General features: G+C 57.9%; 17 protein-coding genes. 8 read left to right on the plus strand and 9 right to left on the minus strand.

From position 1 onward, the window contains the following. Window positions 1-68 precede the first annotated feature (68 nt). Together BLM14_RS19400 and acnA are read right to left on the minus strand one after the other, a co-directional pair. Entirely contained in the window at window positions 69-794 is a 726-nt protein-coding gene (locus tag BLM14_RS19400; RefSeq protein ID WP_418314245.1) for a DUF1223 domain-containing protein, read from the minus strand. Between the two features lie 235 nt (window positions 795-1,029). Next, window positions 1,030-3,717, minus strand: coding sequence for an aconitate hydratase AcnA (acnA, locus tag BLM14_RS19405; RefSeq protein ID WP_100000880.1), 2,688 nt, complete (start codon window positions 3,715-3,717; stop codon window positions 1,030-1,032). Window positions 3,718-4,009: 292 nt separating this feature from the next. On the opposite strand from acnA, the gene ccmA reads away from it, so the two are divergent. Genes ccmA through BLM14_RS19430 form a run of 5 tightly spaced genes read left to right on the plus strand, consistent with a single transcriptional unit; the run spans window position 4,010 to window position 6,861 of the window. After that, entirely contained in the window at window positions 4,010-4,618 is a 609-nt protein-coding gene (ccmA, locus tag BLM14_RS19410; RefSeq protein WP_100000881.1) for a heme ABC exporter ATP-binding protein CcmA, read from the plus strand. Next, complete coding sequence (gene ccmB, locus BLM14_RS19415) at window positions 4,618-5,283, plus strand: heme exporter protein CcmB (RefSeq protein ID WP_100000882.1); 666 nt, start codon at window positions 4,618-4,620, stop codon at window positions 5,281-5,283. The genes ccmA and ccmB overlap by 1 nt, the downstream gene beginning before the upstream one ends. Before the next feature lie 44 nt (window positions 5,284-5,327). Further along, entirely contained in the window at window positions 5,328-6,098 is a 771-nt protein-coding gene (locus tag BLM14_RS19420) for a heme ABC transporter permease (protein WP_162293177.1), read from the plus strand. After that, window positions 6,095-6,268, plus strand: coding sequence for a heme exporter protein CcmD (gene ccmD, locus BLM14_RS19425; protein WP_100000883.1), 174 nt, complete (start codon window positions 6,095-6,097; stop codon window positions 6,266-6,268). The genes BLM14_RS19420 and ccmD overlap by 4 nt, the downstream gene beginning before the upstream one ends. Next, window positions 6,265-6,861 carry a DsbE family thiol:disulfide interchange protein gene (locus BLM14_RS19430; RefSeq protein WP_100000884.1) on the plus strand — a complete coding sequence of 199 codons (597 nt, stop codon included), beginning with the start codon at window positions 6,265-6,267 and terminating at the stop codon, window positions 6,859-6,861. Before ccmD ends, BLM14_RS19430 begins: the two co-directional genes overlap by 4 nt. Before the next feature lie 8 nt (window positions 6,862-6,869). Here BLM14_RS19430 and BLM14_RS19435 read toward each other — a convergent pair whose 3' ends face one another. The 7 genes from BLM14_RS19435 to BLM14_RS19465 form a co-directional block, all read right to left on the minus strand. Next, entirely contained in the window at window positions 6,870-7,295 is a 426-nt protein-coding gene (locus tag BLM14_RS19435; RefSeq protein WP_100000885.1) for a hypothetical protein, read from the minus strand. 102 nt (window positions 7,296-7,397) lie between these two features. Further along, window positions 7,398-8,066, minus strand: coding sequence for a septation protein A (locus tag BLM14_RS19440; RefSeq protein ID WP_100000886.1), 669 nt, complete (start codon window positions 8,064-8,066; stop codon window positions 7,398-7,400). Continuing rightward, window positions 8,066-9,628 carry a signal recognition particle-docking protein FtsY gene (gene ftsY, locus BLM14_RS19445; RefSeq protein ID WP_100000887.1) on the minus strand — a complete coding sequence of 521 codons (1,563 nt, stop codon included), beginning with the start codon at window positions 9,626-9,628 and terminating at the stop codon, window positions 8,066-8,068. Before ftsY ends, BLM14_RS19440 begins: the two co-directional genes overlap by 1 nt. 23 nt (window positions 9,629-9,651) lie before the next feature. Further along, window positions 9,652-10,947, minus strand: a complete 1,296-nt coding sequence (mtaB, locus tag BLM14_RS19450; protein ID WP_100000888.1) for a tRNA (N(6)-L-threonylcarbamoyladenosine(37)-C(2))-methylthiotransferase MtaB — start codon at window positions 10,945-10,947, stop codon at window positions 9,652-9,654. Further along, window positions 10,947-11,840, minus strand: a complete 894-nt coding sequence (dapF, locus tag BLM14_RS19455) for a diaminopimelate epimerase (protein ID WP_100000889.1) — start codon at window positions 11,838-11,840, stop codon at window positions 10,947-10,949. The genes mtaB and dapF overlap by 1 nt, the downstream gene beginning before the upstream one ends. A 142-nt stretch (window positions 11,841-11,982) precedes the next feature. Next, the gene (locus tag BLM14_RS19460) at window positions 11,983-12,999 is read right to left on the minus strand and encodes an NADP-dependent oxidoreductase (protein ID WP_100001536.1); all 1,017 of its coding nucleotides are present in this window, start codon (window positions 12,997-12,999) and stop codon (window positions 11,983-11,985) included. A gap of 68 nt (window positions 13,000-13,067) precedes the next feature. Further along, window positions 13,068-13,781, minus strand: a complete 714-nt coding sequence (locus BLM14_RS19465) for a siderophore-interacting protein (RefSeq protein ID WP_237143414.1) — start codon at window positions 13,779-13,781, stop codon at window positions 13,068-13,070. A gap of 431 nt (window positions 13,782-14,212) precedes the next feature. Here BLM14_RS19465 and BLM14_RS19470 point away from each other — a divergent pair, with 431 nt between their 5' ends. From BLM14_RS19470 to mdh, 3 genes are all read left to right on the plus strand, one after another. After that, window positions 14,213-14,749 carry a protease inhibitor Inh/omp19 family protein gene (locus BLM14_RS19470; RefSeq protein ID WP_100000890.1) on the plus strand — a complete coding sequence of 179 codons (537 nt, stop codon included), beginning with the start codon at window positions 14,213-14,215 and terminating at the stop codon, window positions 14,747-14,749. A 52-nt stretch (window positions 14,750-14,801) separates the two neighbouring features. Then, window positions 14,802-15,995 (plus strand): cell division protein ZapE, encoded by a 1,194-nt coding sequence (gene zapE / locus BLM14_RS19475; RefSeq protein ID WP_100000891.1) that lies wholly within the window; start codon window positions 14,802-14,804, stop codon window positions 15,993-15,995. Between the two features lie 291 nt (window positions 15,996-16,286). Further along, a complete protein-coding gene (gene mdh / locus BLM14_RS19480; RefSeq protein WP_100000892.1) occupies window positions 16,287-17,249 on the plus strand; it encodes a malate dehydrogenase in 963 nt (320 codons plus the stop codon). Window positions 17,250-17,296: the final 47 nt, after the last annotated feature.

The following is a 17,296-nucleotide window of genomic DNA, read 5'->3' on the forward strand; positions in this document are numbered from 1 at the left end:
TATGACAACATGCCCCAATACCTCAGGCCGGATTTATCCGGCCTGTTTTTGTTTGGGAGCCGGTTCTATCAGGGTTTCGCCGCCATGATGGACGCCCCAATGATGGGACCGGGTTTGCCTTCGCCGAGCATTTCCTGCAGCAAAACTGCGCATCCGGTCGCTTTTTTACTGGCGAGTTCACTCAGCGGAATTTCAATTTTCTGGGGCTTGCCGTCCCACATGCCGACTGTTTCCATCGCCCGCACGCTGTTGGCGTAACTCACCTTGCGCCCGACATTCTCGCCGTCGGGAATTTCAACGATGGTTTCCCGGTTAAAATAGGCGAGCAGAACTCGAACAGGATTTGTCGCGCCGGAACCGGGGCCAATATCTATCAGCAGCCGGTCAGGCGCGGTCTTCTCGATCGAAACCGGGACGGTCAGGCCGGTCGGTGTGCCGCGCGTTTCTGCAATGCGCCTGCGAATCTTTTGGCCATCCTGCCCATTCATATGTTCGCGGCCGTTCAGGATTACCTGGGGAGTGTAAACGCCGTTCAGGCGCAGCGCCGTGCGATAGGCGTTCTGCCGGTCGGTGTTTTCCGGCAATGCAAGATTGTCCGTCCAGCCGCGATAATCCCAATAGTCCACGTGAAATGCGAGGGCGACAACCTTCCCTTCGGTCGCGAGCTCTTTCAGCACCGCATCTGCTGGCGGGCAGGAACCGCAACCCTGGGACGTGTAAAGTTCGACAACACCATCAGGCTTTTTGCCAACGTTCTCCGCACAGACCGGCAGCACATAGGCAGCTGCCGCCAGAAGCGGAGCACCGATCAAAATACGTCTGGATAGAACAGGCAAAGGCACAGGTTGTATTCACTTCCCAATTTGAATGGGCTTGTTGTCAGATAAAATGATTGCGAGATGATTGATAGGAGCCGGACGTTTCAAGAGGAAGTCACTTTGAGGTGAATTCGATCACGTTTGTTCTCTCCAACCCAATCAAAAGGCCGCCGGTTGCCCGGCGGCCTTTTATTTTCATGATTCCGATCGATCAGGCAGCGAGATCGCGCAGAACGTACTGCAAAATGCCGCCGTTCTTCAGGTACTCCAGTTCATCGATCGTATCGATGCGGCAGATCAGCGGCACCTGTTTGACGCTGCCATCGGCGTAGGTCACCGTGGCAAATGTCTTCTGGCGCGGCTGGATCGCGGCCAGACCTTCGATGGAGACGATTTCGTCGCCCTTCAGGCCAAGCGATTGCCAACTTGTGCCGTCTTCGAGAACGAATGGCACGATACCCATGCCGACCAGGTTCGAACGGTGGATACGTTCGAAGGACTGGGCAATCACAGCGCGAACACCCAGCAGGTTGGTGCCCTTGGCCGCCCAGTCGCGTGACGAGCCGTTGCCGTATTCCACACCGGCGAAGATCACCAGCGGGACGTTCTCGGCGCGGTATTGCATGGCCGCATCATAGATCGGCATCTCTTCCTTGGAGGGATAGTGGAACGTGTAGCCGCCTTCACGGCCGTTCTCGCCGAGCATGTGGTTGCGAATGCGGATATTGGCGAAGGTGCCTCGCATCATCACTTCGTGATTGCCGCGACGCGTGCCGTACTGGTTGAAGTCCAGTGGAGCGACGCCGTGATCCGTGAGGTACTTGCCGGCCGGCGAAGCAGCCTTGATCGAACCGGCCGGGGAGATGTGGTCTGTGGTGATCTTGTCGCCGAACAGGCCAAGGATGCGGGCTCCCTTGATATCATTGACCTTGCCGGGGGTCTTGCCCATGCCAACGAAATACGGCGGGTTCTGCACATAGGTCGACTGGTCGTCCCAGGCATAGGTCTGACCCGCCGGCACCTTGACCGCCTGCCAGTTTTCATCGCCCTTGAACACGTCCGCATATTTGGCTGAAAACAGTTTGCGAGTGACGTTCTTGGTAATGAATTCCTGGATTTCATGCGAAGACGGCCAGATATCCTTGAGGAATACCGGGTTGCCGCTCTGATCTTCACCGAGCGGCTCGGTGGTCAGGTCTTTTGTGACGGTACCAGCCAGCGCATAGGCGACGACGAGCGGCGGCGAAGCCAGGTAGTTTGCCTGCACGTCGGGCGACACGCGGCCTTCGAAGTTGCGGTTGCCGGAAAGGACAGCCGCAGCGATCAGGCCCTTGTCATTGATGGTCTTGGAGATCGGCGCCGGCAGCGGGCCGGAATTGCCGATGCAGGTGGTGCAGCCAAAGCCGACGAGATTGAAGCCGAGCTTGTCGAGTTCCTTCTGCAGCCCGGCATTCTCGAGATAGGCGGCGACAACCTGCGAGCCAGGCGCAAGCGATGTTTTTACCCAGGGCTTGGACTTCAGGCCCTTGGCAGCGGCATTGCGGGCAAGAAGGCCGGCCGCAATTAGAACGCTTGGGTTCGAGGTGTTGGTGCAGGAGGTAATGGCGGCGATGGCAACGTCGCCATGGCCAAGATCGTAGTCCTCGCCTTCGACAACATAGCGGGCATCGAGCTGCGTGGTCTTCTTGTATTCCTTCTGCAGCGATTCATGGAAGCCCGATGCAATGCCCTCAAGAGCAATACGGCCTTCCGGACGCTTCGGTCCGGCCATGGACGGAACGACGGTACCGAGATCCAGTTCCAGCGTGTCGGTGAATACCGGATCGGCTGAATTTGGTTCACGCCACATGCCCTGCGCCTTCGAATAGGCCTCGACAAGGGCGAGACGGTCTTCGTCGCGGCCGGACATGTGCATGTAGTTGATGGTTTCGCGGTCGATCGGGAAGAAGCCGCAGGTCGCGCCATATTCCGGGCCCATATTGCCAATGGTGGCGCGGTCAGCCAGTGTCATGCTTTCGAGACCGGGGCCGAAGAATTCGACGAACTTGCCCACGACGCCCTTCTTGCGCAGCATCTGCACAACCGTGAGAACCAGATCGGTCGCCGTCACGCCTTCCTTGACCTTGCCGGTCAGGCGGAAACCGATGACTTCCGGCAGAAGCATGGAAACAGGCTGGCCGAGCATGGAGGCTTCAGCTTCGATACCGCCAACGCCCCAGCCCAGAACACCCAGACCATTGACCATTGTGGTGTGCGAGTCGGTGCCGACGCAGGTGTCCGGATAGGCGACGGTTACGCCGTCTTCTTCCTTGGTCCAGACGGCTTGCGCCAGATATTCGAGATTGACCTGGTGGCAGATGCCTGTGCCGGGCGGCACGACGCGGAAATTCTTGAAGGCCTGCTGGCCCCACTTCAGGAAGCGGTAACGCTCGCCATTGCGTTCATATTCGAGATCGACATTGCGCTTGAACGCCTGCGGATTGCCAAATTCATCGACGATAACGGAATGGTCGATGACGAGATCGACCGGGACGAGCGGGTTGATCTTCTCAGGGTCACCGCCGAGATTGACCATGGCGTCGCGCATCGCTGCAAGATCCACGACTGCGGGAACACCGGTAAAGTCCTGCATTAGGACGCGCGCCGGACGATAGGCGATTTCTGCACCGGCACTGCCGCGGTCGACAAGCCATTTGGCAACGTTTTCAATGTCCTTCTTGAAAACCGAGCGGTTGTCTTCAAAGCGAAGCAGGTTTTCGAGGAGCACCTTCATGGAAAATGGAAGCTGGGAAATGCCTTCCAGGCCGTTCTTTTCGGCTTCGGTCAAACTGTAATAGACATATTCCTTGTCCCCCACGGTGAGGGTTTTACGGCATTTGAAACTGTCAATCTGAGACATTTTGCGTTCGTCCTTATGCTGAGGCCTAAACCCGGGACGAACGCCTTTGCCGCGTTTCAAGGACGCGCTAAGGTGCGGGTGCAGTCATTTCCGCTGTCCGTCCCGCAACAGGTGTCCAAAAACGGCACCCATATCGAGATCGGCCAAAAATGGTTTCCACACCGACCGCTGGCATGGTTCACAGCTATATAGAGTTTTTCGTCGATCTGTGCCAGACCGACATTGGTCAAAAATGCATGCTGCGTCGAAATGATCGCGTGGTATTCGGGGACATATAAGAAGCGGGCCATTGATGCGACTAATCGCGGAAAACTTGGGCGGGGAAAGGGGTGGAGAACGGTTGTTTTCCGGCCTTGATTTCGCTGTTTCCGCCAGTGAAGCCCTGCTTGTCACCGGGCCCAACGGAGCGGGTAAATCCACGCTGCTGCGAATCATCGCCGGGCTGCTGCTACAGGCAGAAGGCAAGCTTCGGCTCGATGATGCGCCGGTTGCGTTTGAGGGTCTTGTGGCAGCCTCGCATTATCTCGGCCACCTCAATGCCATGAAACCTGTCTTGACCATCGATGAAAATCTGCGCTTCTGGCAGTCGTTCAACGGGACGGGCCAGTACTCCATTGCCGAAGCACTCGAACGTGTCAGTCTTGGCGATATAGGCCACCTGCCGTTCGGCTATCTCTCCACCGGGCAAAAACGCCGAGCGAGCATTGCCCGCCTGCTACTCAGCGATCGCCCGGTGTGGCTGCTGGACGAGCCGACGGCAGGATTGGACAAGGCATCGGAATTGCAATTCGCCGGATTGATGCAAGCGCATCTCAAAGGGGGCGGGATCATTGTCGCCGCAACGCATCTGCCGCTCGGGCTCGAAGGTTCAAGAGAACTGTCATTAGGGACGATGGTATAATGGGGGCCTTGTTCCTGCGCGAAATCCGGTTGGGGTTGCGTGCCGGCGGCGGCGCGCTGGTCGGCATCCTCTTCTTCCTCGCGGTTATCGCCGTTGTTCCCTTCGGTGTCGGGCCTGACTTAAAGCTGCTCGCCCGTATCGGCGCTGCGATGCTGTGGATCGGCGCCCTGCTGGCAACTCTGCTCGGTCTCGACCGGTTGTTTCAGGCAGACCGCGACGATGGTTCGCTCGATCTGCTGATCATGGCGCAGGAGCGGCACATGCTGGCGCTCACCGTGCTGGTGAAATGCCTGGCGCACTGGACCGTGAGCGTGCTGCCGCTGGTGGTCGCATCGCCCCTGCTCGGCCTGTTCATGAATATGGAACCGGCCGCGATTGGTGCGACCACGCTGACGCTGCTGGTCGGTACTCCCGCAATCACGTTGATCGGTGCGGTGGGGGCAGCCGTCGCGGTTTCGCTGCCCCGAGGCGGCCTTCTGGTTTCGGTAATCATCCTGCCGCTGACCATACCGGTACTGATTTTCGGTGTGTCTGCGTCCTATGGCGCAGTTGAAGACCCGGCACCATTTCTGGCACCTTTCCTTATTCTTGCTGCGATTACGCTGTTCTTTGCGGTTCTCGGACCGCTGGCGGCGGCAGCGGCGTTGAAATCCTCGGCAGACTGACAGAGAGGTGAATTGCGAAAAGGGCCCCGGAAAGCTAAGAGAACATGATGAGTGATGCAGTTTCCAAGACCGGACGATGGATCGACCTGGCAAACCCGACAAGGTTCCTGAGCCTTGCCGGCGCTGTACTACCCTGGCTCGGCGGATTGACGATTATCGTACTTGCCGTTGGCTTCTGGATGTCGATGCAGGCGCCCGACGATTATCAGCAGGGCTCGACCGTCAAGATCATGTTCATCCATGTGCCTTTCGCCTGGTTGTCCATGATGTGCTACACGATCATGTCCATCGCGGCGCTCGGCACACTGGTCTGGCGTCATCCATTGGCGGATGTGTCCGCCAAGGCTGCTGCCCCCATAGGCGCGGTGTTCACAGCGCTCGCCCTGATCACCGGCTCGCTCTGGGGCAAGCCCATGTGGGGCACATGGTGGGTGTGGGATGCGCGTCTCACCTCGGTTTTCGTGCTGTTCCTTATGTATCTCGGGATCATCGCACTCACACGCGCCATGGACGATCCAGCGAAATCGGCGAAAGCCACCGCCATCCTCACGCTGGTCGGCTTCATCAATATTCCGATCATCAAGTTTTCCGTTGACTGGTGGAACACCTTGCACCAGCCCGCATCGGTTTTCCGCATGGGTGGCTCGACCATCGATCCGTCATTGCTCTGGCCACTGCTGGTGATGGCAATAGGCTTTACGCTGCTGTTTTTCACATTACATATCATGGCGATGCGCAATGAAATCTGGCGCCGCCGGGTTATCGCCATGCGCCGTGTCGCGGCGCGTAGCGCGGAACGGAGGACGGAACAATGATGAGCCATACCGGGTTTGTCCTTGCCTCATATAGCGCCGCGCTCATTGTGCTGGCCGGCCTGATTGGGTGGATTTTCATGGATCAGCGTATCCAGCGCCGGGCGTTGCTGGAACTTGAATCGCGCGGTGTGCGGCGCAGGTCCGAGACGAAGATGGACAGCGCATCGTGACGGAACAGGATCAGGTGGACAAGATCCCGGCGAAGCGCAGCTCATTGTTCGTCTTCTTGCCGCTTATTCTCTTCGTCGCTCTCGCGGCGATTTTCGCTTTCCAGCTTGCATCCGGCCGGGATGAATCCGTCATCCCCTCGGCTCTTATCGGAAAGCCCGCACCAAACCTTGTCCTGCCTGCCGTCAGCGGCTTGCAAAAGAATGGACAGCCGGTTCCCGGCCTTGATCCTGCAAGCTTCAAGGGACAGGTCACCCTCGTCAACGTCTTTGGTTCCTGGTGCGTGCCGTGCCGGGTGGAGCATCCGTTGCTGATGCAGCTTGCCGAAGACAAGCGGATTCGTCTGGCCGGATTGAATTACAAGGACAAGACCGAAAACGCCTTGCGTTTTCTGGATGAGCTCGGCAATCCCTATGCGATGATCGGTGCAGACACGAATGGCCGTGCCGCGATCGAATGGGGCGTCTACGGCGTGCCGGAAACCTTCCTGATCGGTCGGGACGGCATCGTCGCCTACAAGCATGTCGGGCCCTTCACCGAACAGTCGATCCGCGATGATCTGATGCCGGCTGTGGAAACCGCTCTAAAGAAGTAACAGTTCTCTCAGTTTTCCAGCATGGCGTAGTGCCTCACCCAACCAGCCGCGCGGGTTGCGGCCGTCGCTGTGCTGTCATAGGCGTGGGTGAGCGGGACGGTGATCATCCGATAGCCGAATGTCGTCTTCGTTGCGACCGTAACCGGCGCGTCAATAGGTGTTCCGAGCGCCAACGTCTCGATCGGCCGGTCGGCGGCGGGCGCCGGAACTGTAAAGGACCGGCTGGCTACCGCTGTTCCCGGTGCAGCTTTTACCGTGCAGGTCGCGGTAATCAGCGGGTAATCGGCCTTGGTGTTCTGGCGAATCTGGCTTTCGAGATCAGCGCGGCAACGCTCGATGCTGGTCCAGCCGGCATCTGCGGTCTTGATATATTCGCAGATTTTCGCATCGCAGTCGCAACCCATCAGGGTCATCACGATGAGAGCCGTTTTCATGGAGCGCGCTTTCTGAATTCGTTGCTGTTGCCGCGATTCTTGAGCGCAGATCGCGGCGGGATTTCGTCGCGATCGGGTGGAAATTATGGCCGTTTGGCGGATTTACTTGTCTTTGCTTGCCGCTTTTTCGGGTGTCTCTTGTTCAAGGGAATATTTCATCACCAGTGGCATCTGCGCAAAGGTAAAAAGCAGGGTGATCGGCATGGTGCCCCAGACCTTGAAGGCTACCCAAAAATCCGTTGAGAAACTGCGCCAGATGACTTCATTCAGCACGGCGAGGAACAGGAAGAAAATACCCCAGCGCATGGTCAGCTTGCGCCAGCCTTCGGCATTCAGCTTGAAGGCACTGTCGAACACATAGCCGAGCAGCGATTTGCCGAAGTAAAGCCCGCCAAGCAGAATGACGCCGAACAGCGTGTTGACGATGGTCGGCTTCATCTTGATGAAGGTGTCATTGTGCAGCCAGAGCGTCAGGGCACCGAAAACCAGAACGACAATACCGGAAATCAGCGGCATGATCGGCAGGCTGCGGATCAAGATCCACGATACGCTCAGTGCTATCGCCGTCGCAGCCATGAACAGGGCTGTCGCGATGAAGATCGGCTCACCTATATTGGCCAATACTGGAAAACGTTCGATCAGCCATTCGCCGCGCGCATTGGCGAAGAAGAAGACCATGAGGGGGCCCAGTTCCAAAGCCAGTTTCAGCAGGGGATTGACTTCCTTATGTGCCGGATCGGACGGATCACGTTCGAATACGGATTCTTCCATCATGCAACTCCCGCAATGGCTTTGGCAAAATCTCTCGCGGCAAACGGCTCAAGGTCTTCGACCTGTTCGCCCACGCCAATGAAATAAACAGGCAGTTTGTGTTTGGCCGAGATGGCGACAAGAATGCCACCCCGTGCCGTGCCGTCAAGCTTGGTCATGACCAGACCATTGACGCCGGCGATATTCCTGAAGATCTCGACCTGATTCAGCGCATTCTGACCGGTGGTGGCGTCGAGCGTCTGCAGCACCGTGTGCGGTGCCTCCGGATCGTTCTTGCCAAGCACACGAACGATCTTCGCCAGTTCTTCCATCAATTCCGCCCTGTTCTGCAGGCGGCCGGCGGTGTCGATGATCAGAACATCGCTTCCCGCTTCCTTTGCCTGTTTCCAGGCGTCAAAGGCAAGTCCTGCTGCATCGGCGCCAAGTTTCGACGAGACGACCGGAGCGCCTGTACGCTTGCCCCAGATATGCAATTGCTCGATGGCGGCGGCACGGAACGTATCGCCCGCGGCAAGCATGACATTCAGGCCGCCCGCGGTAAGTTTGGCCGCAAGCTTGCCGATTGTCGTGGTCTTGCCGGTGCCGTTGACGCCAACGACGAGAATGACGTGCGGCTTGTGCGAGAGATCAAGCTCCAGCGGCTTGGCGACCGGGCCGAGCACTTTTTCGATTTCCGACGCCATGATGGTACGGACTTCTTCCGTGCTGATATCCTTGCCATAGCGCGTGGCGCTAAGGGCATCGGTGATGCGGATAGCCGTTTCCATGCCAAGATCGGCCTGGATCAGAACATCTTCGAGATCCTGCAGCGTGTCTTCATCGAGCTTGCGCTTGGTGAATATGCTGCCGATGGAATCACCGAGCTGTTGCGAGGAACGGAACAGGCCCTTGCGCAAGCGCTCGAACCAGGTAAGCCGCTTTTCCGGCTCAACGGGAAGTGGTTCGTCGGCTTGCTTTTCCTCGACCGTTCTGCTGACCGTCACCTTTGACGACGAGGGCTTCACCGGCACGGGAGCAGGTTCAATCGACACCGCAATTTCAGCCGCTGGAATTTCCGGCGCTGGTATTGCTACCGGTTCAATCACTCGCTCGCCCATCGGCGGTTCAAGGAGTTCTGCCGCAGCCCCGGATGGTTCTTCCGCTGCAGCCTCTATTTCTGGAACAGTTTCGAGAGCCGCAATGGCGGCTTCATCAGGCTCTCCGACTGCTTCAGGTAAGGGTGCCGCTTCGATCTTTGCTGTGACCGGATCTTCGAGCGGAGCAATCGCGATTTCGACCTGCTCAACGATGACAGGTTCGATTTCCGGCAGAATTTCCGGTTCCGGCGCCGGTTCATCGACGACAGCTTCGGGCTCGGCGTAAGCCGCTTGGCTTTCGACCGATTCCGCTGCAACAGGTGCAGTTTCAGCCGCAACCGGTAGTGCCTCTTGTGCCGCCGTATCCTCGTAGACCTGTTCGACTGTCGGAGACGCCCCCGGCACGGTCGGGGTCTCTTCGACCGGAACCCCTTCGACCTCCTTCTTGCCAAAGGAGAAAATCTTCTTGATGAAACCCAGAGCCATGAAAACTGCTTTGCTGATTAAGTTTACGCTGCGCGCCGATTGCTATCATTGCCACTATCAATGGCCAACAGCTTGTCACTGTCATGACCGTTGATCGTGCACTCGATGAGTTGGCCCGGCGTCCCACCGTCAATACCGACGAGAGTAAAACCTTCCGTGCGGCCAAGGCCTTCGCGTTCGATGAGTATTTTTTGGCGAGTGCCGACAAGGCCATGCAGATGGCTGAGATAGGCGGCATCGCCCGCAGCCCGCAGCCTTGCAGCACGTGCCTTGACGATCCGGCGGTTAACCGGCGGCATACGCGCAGCAGGTGTACCTTCGCGCGGACTGAACGGGAAAACGTGGAGATGCGTCAGTCCGCATTCCTCGACGATCCGGATCGAATTCTCGAACATCTCGTCCGTTTCGGTCGGAAAACCCGCGATAATATCCGCCCCAAGGACGATATCGGGGCGAATCCGGCGCACATTTTCGCAAAATTCGATGGAATTTTCGCGCAAATGGCGCCGTTTCATGCGCTTCAGGATCATGTTGTCGCCTGACTGCAGCGACAGATGCAGATGCGGCATCAGCCGCTTTTCAGTCGCCAGCGCCTCCATCAGATCTTCGTCAGCTTCGATTGAATCGATGGAGGAGAGGCGCAGGCGCTGCAAATCCGTCACTTCTTTGAGGACAGTCTTGACCAGCTTGCCGAGGCGAAGGTTTCCCGGCAGGTCAGGACCGTAGCTGGTCATGTCCACGCCTGTCAGAACTACCTCATTATAGCCATTGCCGACGAGCCGCTTGACCTGTTCAACTACCCCGCCCATCGGGACCGAGCGGGAATTGCCGCGTCCATAGGGAATGATGCAGAAGGTACAGCGATGGTCGCAGCCATTTTGCACCTGAACAAAGGCGCGGGCTCGGCCTTCGATCGCGTCGACCATGTGTGACGCGGTCTCTCGCACCTCCATGATATCGTTGACGCGCACCTTCTCGAACTGGTTGACACCGAAATCCGGCAGCATGCGGTAGGAATTGGATTTCAGCTTTTCCTCGTTGCCAAGTACAAGGTCAACCTCATCCATAGCGGCGAAATCATCCGCGCCTGTCTGGGCCGCGCAACCCGTAACGATGATGCGCGCTTCCGGGTTGTCGCGGCGCGCCTTGCGGATCGCCTGCCTTGCCTGGCGCACCGCTTCGCTGGTGACGGCACACGTATTGAAGATGATCGCACCATTTTCCAGCGTACCGAGCCCGGCCGCATCGGCTTCACGCTTCATCACCTCGGACTCATAGGTGTTGAGCCGACAGCCAAAGGTGACGACGTCGACAGCCATCAGGCGGCTCCCTGCGAAGGTGCCGTTTCGTCGCGCTGCCATGCACCGGTCTGCGGGTCGAGGGCGCCTGAAAACTCCCACTCGGCCGGGCCGGTCATCATCACGTGATCGTTTTCGAGCCATTCGATAAGCAGAGGGCCACCTGGAACGGTTACCGTAACGGTGCGCTCGGTACGGCCAGTGCGCACGGCAGAAACCGCGGCAGCACAGGCGGCCGAGCCGCAGGCGCGGGTCAGACCAGCGCCGCGTTCCCAGGTGCGCAGTGTGATGGCGTGGCGGCTGGTTACATGTGCGACTGAAATATTGGCGCGCTCCGGAAAGATCGGATGGTTTTCGAGCAGCGGGCCGAACCGTTCGAGGTCATAGGTCCAGACATCCTGGTCGACCCAGAAGATCGCATGCGGATTGCCCATGCTGGCAACGGAGGGCGAATGCAATACCGGCGCGTCGATGGGGCCGATCTGCAGTTCGATCCTGCGCGTGTCGTGAAACGGTTCAGCCAGTGGGATATCCTGCCAGTCGAAGCGCGGCTTGCCCATATCGACGGATATCTGGCCGTCGGGATGTTCGTGCGCGGTCAGAATTCCCGCGATGGTCTCGAACGTGAATTCGCGCTTGCCCGTTTCGGAACTGAGCGCCTGGACCACACAGCGCATGCCATTGCCGCAAGCCTGAGCCTGCGTGCCGTCGGAATTGATGATCTCGATATAGGCTTCCGTGCCGCTGGTCTTTGGTGCGTGAATGGCCATGATCTGGTCGAACTTGGTCGCGGGATCACGGTCTAGCGCAATGGCGGCCTCCGGCGTAATCCGGTCCGCACGTCCGCGCATATCGGCAACGATGATTTCGTTGCCGAGCCCGTTCATCTTCGCAAATTGTGCGCGTGCCGCCATGCTTATCGCCAGCCTGTCATTGCCATTACATCGTCGTAGAGGGCTTATATGGCGGAAAAGGGAAGGAAATGCCAGTGCCAGCACGCATCAAAGCTGCGCGCTGCAACTGGCGATCTCGTCGCTTGCTCGTTATTTGCCCTCTTCAGGCAACCCGCACGATAAGCTTGCCAAAATTGCGACCCTCAAGGAGCCCCATGAATGCCTCCGGCGCGTTTGTCAGACCATCGACAATATCCTCGCGGTACTTGACCTGACCAGCGCGCAGCCATTCAGGCATGGCTTGCAGGAATGCCGGACGCTGATCGACGAATTCGCGCTGAATGAAACCACGAATTGTCAGGCTCTTGGTCAAAACAGCTCGCATGACACCCGGTAACCGGTCGGTCTCTGATGGGGCGATGCCGCTATACTGAGAAATCAGACCGCAGACCGGGATTCGGGCGAAGGAATTAAGCAACGGAAAGACCGCGTCCCAGACCGGCCCCCCGACATTCTCGAAATAGACATCGATGCCACCCGGGCAGGCCTGTTTCAGCTGTTCTGGAAAATCGGGTGCGCGGTGATCGATCGCTGCATCGAATCCGAGTTCATTCCTGATGAAGGCGCATTTGTCCGGACCTCCGGCAATGCCGACTGCTCGTGCTCCCTTGATCCTGGCTATCTGACCGACGGCCGAGCCGACCGGACCGCTGGCCGCTGCGACAACCACCGTTTCACCGGGTTGCGGCCGTCCGATGGTCAAGAGACCAGCATAGGCGGTAAAGCCGGGCATGCCGAGAACACCCAGTGCAGTAGAGACCGGTGCCAGCTTTGGATCGAGCCTGGTCAGCCCTTTGCCGTCGGAGATTGCATAGCTCTGCCAGCCGGAATGCGAGAGCACGATGTCGCCGGCCGCATAATGATCATTATTGCTCGCGATGACTTCGGCGACCGTGCCGCCTTCCATTACATTTCCGACCGCGACCGGCGCGGCGTAGGATTTTGCGTCATCCATGCGTCCGCGCATGTAGGGATCGAGTGACAGGAACAGGATCTTGAGCAGCACTTCGCCTTTGCCAGGCGCGGGAATCGGTTGGTGCTCAACGCGAAAATTATCAGACTTCACCCGGCCCGACGGCCGCGATGCAAGCACAATCCGGGTGTTTTTGTCTTGGAACACAGCCTTCACTCCATTGTTTCAGAAAGGAGCGAGCCTATCCTGACCGCCATCATCCCTGCAATGTCCGGTCAGTGGGGCTCGTGGGCGTCCGCCACGCCGCGCAGCCAATAACCGGCAGCCTTGACCCATTCACCATTGAAACCGCGCTGATCAACGAGATGATTGCGCACTGCCTTGGAGATGCTGCTCTCACTGGCGATGAAGGCGTAGCAATCGCCTTCGGGCAGATTGAGAGCTTCGATCTTGCGCAACAGCAAATCGTTGTTGCCCGCCTCCGCGCCATTGCGATGTACCCAGATAATCTCGGCGCTGGCCTCTGTGGTCAGGGCCTGCTCTTCTTCCTTGTCGGCGACCTCGATCACGGCAACGGCACGAGCTGTTGCAGGCAGTTCTTCCAGGCGGCGGCTGATGGCGGGCAAGGCAGTCTCGTCTCCGGCAAGCAGATACCAGTCGAAAGCATCGGGGATGATCATCGAGCCGCGCGGACCACCAATCACGATCTTTTCCCCAACTTCCGCCTGCGCTGCCCAGCTTGAAGCAGGGCCGTCGCCATGCAGGACAAAATCCACTTCGAGCGTATTGGTCGCCGCATGAAAGACGCGTGGTGTGTAGTCACGCATTTGCGGACGCGGCTTGTCGTCGGGGAAGGCAAGGCCATCAGGCCCGAGCACTGGCAAGACCGGATCATTGCCGGCTTGCGGGAAGAAAATCTTGATGTGGTCCGCATAGCCGGGGCTGATGAAACCTTCCAGTTGGTCACCTGCGAGGGTCACGCGCAGCATCAGTGGGGTTATGCGTTTGACCGCCTGAACCTCGAGGAGACGCAGGCGGGTTTCATGGCGGATTCTTTGGGGGGATCTATTTATGAGTATCATGGTCAGGAAATATCGTGCCATCCTTGCAAGTTCAATAGCTCCGGTCACACATTTGCGTCATTGCCATTTTCTGCATGGATAAGACTTTATTCACCTTGAAATGATTGAATTGGTTAATGTCGTCGGCCTTCGCTCATTGCAGGCAGACGCTGGAGACTGTGGCGATATTGTCAGTTCTGTCATTTTTTGATGGTTCCGACGTCGAATTGGCCCGAAACACGCCGGTTTTTTCGGTGTGCGGGTTGAAATTTCGCCATGATCGCCATTGTATCGTGGTTAACAACGCCAAATGGAATCGCATTCCCCAAGTTTGGATGCGCAGATGGAGAACTGAGGTTATGGGGACTTTGAAAGTCAATTTGCTGGCCGTTGCTGCTGTCGGCATGGTGCTGGCGGGATGCCAGAGTTCGCGAATGGACCCCGTCTCGTCCGGTCCCGCACCGCTTCAGCCGGCACCTTCAGGCGCTGTGAGCCAGAGTCAGTTGCCACCGCCAGGCGGTACTAGCCAGTTTCCAACTGCGCCAACGACTGCCAATGCAGCGCCCGGCACGCAGGGCAATACACAGGTTGCAGCATTGCCACCGGAGAACGCGCCGGACCTCACAGCCAGCAGCGTCGCCGGCGTATGGAATGCGTCGATGGGCGGCCAGAGCTGCAAGATCGCAACGCCGCAGACCAAATTCGGCCAGGGATATCGTGCCGGTCCGCTGCGCTGCCCAGGTGAACTTGCCAATCTGTCCTCATGGTCGGTCAGCGGCAAGCAGCTGGTTCTCTACGATGCAGCCGGCGGCACTGTGGCGCGGCTCTATTCCTCGGCCCCGTCCAAGTTTGACGGTCAGACATCGGGCGGGCAGAACCTCAGCCTGTCACGCTAAGCACGCAGCGTACCACAGACCCGTCTGAGCGCGCCCGGAGACTGCATTTCGCATGTCGCACGATAATCTGAAAGTGTTTCCCTCCGTGCGCGAGCGCTATGATGCGCTTGTGCTGGCGGGGGATATTGATGCAGACCCGGCACAGCAGCATCTGGCTGACCGCTTTGATCTCCTGATCCGCGAGCTCGCGACAACGCGGCTCGCCACCAAATCCAGCGCACTCGGCTGGCTGTTCAGCCGCCGTGCACCGCGGCGTGAGATCATCAAGGGCCTTTACATCCATGGCGACGTCGGGCGCGGCAAGACAATGCTGATGGACATGTTCCACCAGCTGGTACCGGCCAAACGCAAGCGCCGCGCGCATTTTATCGATTTCATGGCCGACGTGCACGAACGTATCAATGCGCACCGCCAGGCCTTGAAGAATGGGGATACCAAGCAAGATGATCCCATTCCGCCTGTGGCTGACGCCCTGGCGGAACAGGCCTGGGTCCTGTCTTTCGATGAATTCACGGTCACCGACATTGCCGATGCGATGATCCTGTCGCGGTTGTTCCGGGCGCTTTTCGAGCGCGGCGTGGTGCTTGTCGCCACATCCAATGTCGAGCCAGATAATCTTTATCGAGACGGGCTGAATCGCCAGCTTTTTCTGCCATTCGTCGAACTTCTGAAAGCCCATGTGGATGTTGTCAATCTCGATGCCCGCACGGATTACCGCCTCGAGAAGTTAAACCGTTTGCCGGTTTATCTTTCGCCTTTGGACGAAGACACAAGCCGGCTGATGGACGAAGCCTGGCATGCGGCAACAGCTGGAGCCACCGTGGCTCCGAATAGCCTGAAGGTCAAAGGCCACACCGTTGTCATCCCTCTGGCGGCACCGCATACGGCTGCTGCTCGGTTTACTTTCGCCGACCTTTGCTCCAAACCTCTCGGTGCAGCGGACTACACGGCGATCATCCAGCACTACCGGACCATTTTCATTGACGCCGTGCCGGTTCTGGATCACCCAAGGCGGAACGAGGCCAAGCGGTTCATCACGCTGATCGACATTCTTTACGATCATAATGTGCATGTGGTGATTTCGGCGGCGGCTTCACCGGACAAGCTATATGTAGCGAAGTCCGGAACCGAAGCGTTCGAATTTGACCGGACGGCGTCACGCCTCTTCGAAATGCAGAGCGAGGAATATCTGGCTGCAGCCGGCAAGCTTGAGGCCGTCGTGGAGGCGCGATCCGCGGGGGTCTGACTTGCTTCAGGCAAGCCATTACTTTCATCAATTTGATATGTTGCATATGTTAGAAATAATAGACTCTAGCATGGGTCAAGCCGTGAATAATTGACGTTTACGTAAATCCCATTAAATCTAACCGATTGAATTTATTGAGGTGAAAATTTTCGGTTGAGTTATTTTTCAAAGAGGAATATTCGAACGTCCCAACGCAAAGGCATGTGGTGACAGGTTTGCCGACTGGCGGCCCGACTATAGAAATATGTTCTTTGGCGTCCGTCAAGACTTCAGATCAGGGAAGCAACCAGCATGGCACGTAACAAAATCGCCCTCATCGGTTCAGGCATGATCGGTGGAACGCTAGCACATTTGATCGGGCTCAAGGAGCTCGGCGACATCGTGCTTTTCGACATCGCAGACGGCATACCGCAGGGCAAGGGACTGGACATCGCCCAGTCATCGCCTGTTGACGATTTCGACGCGAAGCTCGTCGGCGCCAATGATTATTCGGCCATCGAAGGTGCGGACGTCGTCATCGTCACCGCCGGTGTTCCACGCAAGCCGGGCATGAGCCGTGACGATCTCCTCGGTATCAACCTCAAGGTCATGGAACAGGTCGGCGCCGGCATCAAGAAATATGCTCCTGGCGCTTTCGTCATCTGCATCACCAACCCGCTCGATGCAATGGTCTGGGCGCTGCAGAAATTCTCCGGCCTGCCGAAGAACATGGTTGTCGGCATGGCCGGCATTCTTGACAGCGCCCGGTTCCGCTATTTCCTCGCCGATGAGTTCAAAGTTTCGGTCGAAGACGTGACGGCTTTCGTGCTCGGTGGTCACGGCGATTCCATGGTTCCGCTCGCACGCTATTCGACTGTTGCCGGAATCCCGCTGCCGGATCTGGTCAAGATGGGCTGGACCAGCCAGGAAAAGCTCGACCAGATCATCCAGCGCACCCGTGATGGCGGCGCCGAAATCGTTGGTTTGCTCAAGACCGGCTCTGCTTTCTACGCACCTGCATCATCCGCCGTCCAGATGGCCGAGGCCTTCCTGAAGGACAAGAAGCGCGTTCTGCCAGTCGCTGCGCATCTGTCGGGTCAGTATGGTGTCAAGGACATGTATGTCGGCGTCCCGGTCGTGATCGGTGCAGGCGGCGTCGAACGCATCATCGAAATCGATCTCAACAAAACCGAAGAGAAAGCCTTCGAGAATTCCGTCGCTTCCGTTGCTGGCCTTTGCGAAGCCTGCATCGCCATTGCGCCGAACCTCAAGTAATTTGGCCTCAAACCATTCTGAAACGATCTCGCGCTCAGGCGCCGGAT

Origin of the sequence: Phyllobacterium zundukense (genome assembly GCF_002764115.1) — a bacterium.
GTDB lineage: Bacteria > Pseudomonadota > Alphaproteobacteria > Rhizobiales > Rhizobiaceae > Phyllobacterium > Phyllobacterium zundukense.

Excerpts from the sequence above, each read along its gene's own strand:
- acnA (WP_100000880.1), bottom strand. The coding sequence starts at position 3,717 with ATGTCTCAGATTGACAGTTTCAAATGCCGTAAAACCCTCACCGTGGGG.
- ccmA (WP_100000881.1), top strand. The coding sequence starts at position 4,010 with ATGCGACTAATCGCGGAAAACTTGGGCGGGGAAAGGGGTGGAGAACGG.
- ccmB (WP_100000882.1), top strand. The coding sequence starts at position 4,618 with ATGGGGGCCTTGTTCCTGCGCGAAATCCGGTTGGGGTTGCGTGCCGGC.
- BLM14_RS19420 (WP_162293177.1), top strand. The coding sequence starts at position 5,328 with ATGATGAGTGATGCAGTTTCCAAGACCGGACGATGGATCGACCTGGCA.
- ccmD (WP_100000883.1), top strand. The coding sequence starts at position 6,095 with ATGATGAGCCATACCGGGTTTGTCCTTGCCTCATATAGCGCCGCGCTC.
- BLM14_RS19435 (WP_100000885.1), bottom strand. The coding sequence starts at position 7,295 with ATGAAAACGGCTCTCATCGTGATGACCCTGATGGGTTGCGACTGCGAT.
- BLM14_RS19440 (WP_100000886.1), bottom strand. The coding sequence starts at position 8,066 with ATGGAAGAATCCGTATTCGAACGTGATCCGTCCGATCCGGCACATAAG.
- ftsY (WP_100000887.1), bottom strand. The coding sequence starts at position 9,628 with ATGGCTCTGGGTTTCATCAAGAAGATTTTCTCCTTTGGCAAGAAGGAG.
- mtaB (WP_100000888.1), bottom strand. The coding sequence starts at position 10,947 with ATGGCTGTCGACGTCGTCACCTTTGGCTGTCGGCTCAACACCTATGAG.
- dapF (WP_100000889.1), bottom strand. The coding sequence starts at position 11,840 with ATGGCGGCACGCGCACAATTTGCGAAGATGAACGGGCTCGGCAACGAA.
- BLM14_RS19465 (WP_237143414.1), bottom strand. The coding sequence starts at position 13,781 with ATGCTGCGCGTGACCCTCGCAGGTGACCAACTGGAAGGTTTCATCAGC.
- BLM14_RS19470 (WP_100000890.1), top strand. The coding sequence starts at position 14,213 with ATGGGGACTTTGAAAGTCAATTTGCTGGCCGTTGCTGCTGTCGGCATG.
- zapE (WP_100000891.1), top strand. The coding sequence starts at position 14,802 with ATGTCGCACGATAATCTGAAAGTGTTTCCCTCCGTGCGCGAGCGCTAT.
- mdh (WP_100000892.1), top strand. The coding sequence starts at position 16,287 with ATGGCACGTAACAAAATCGCCCTCATCGGTTCAGGCATGATCGGTGGA.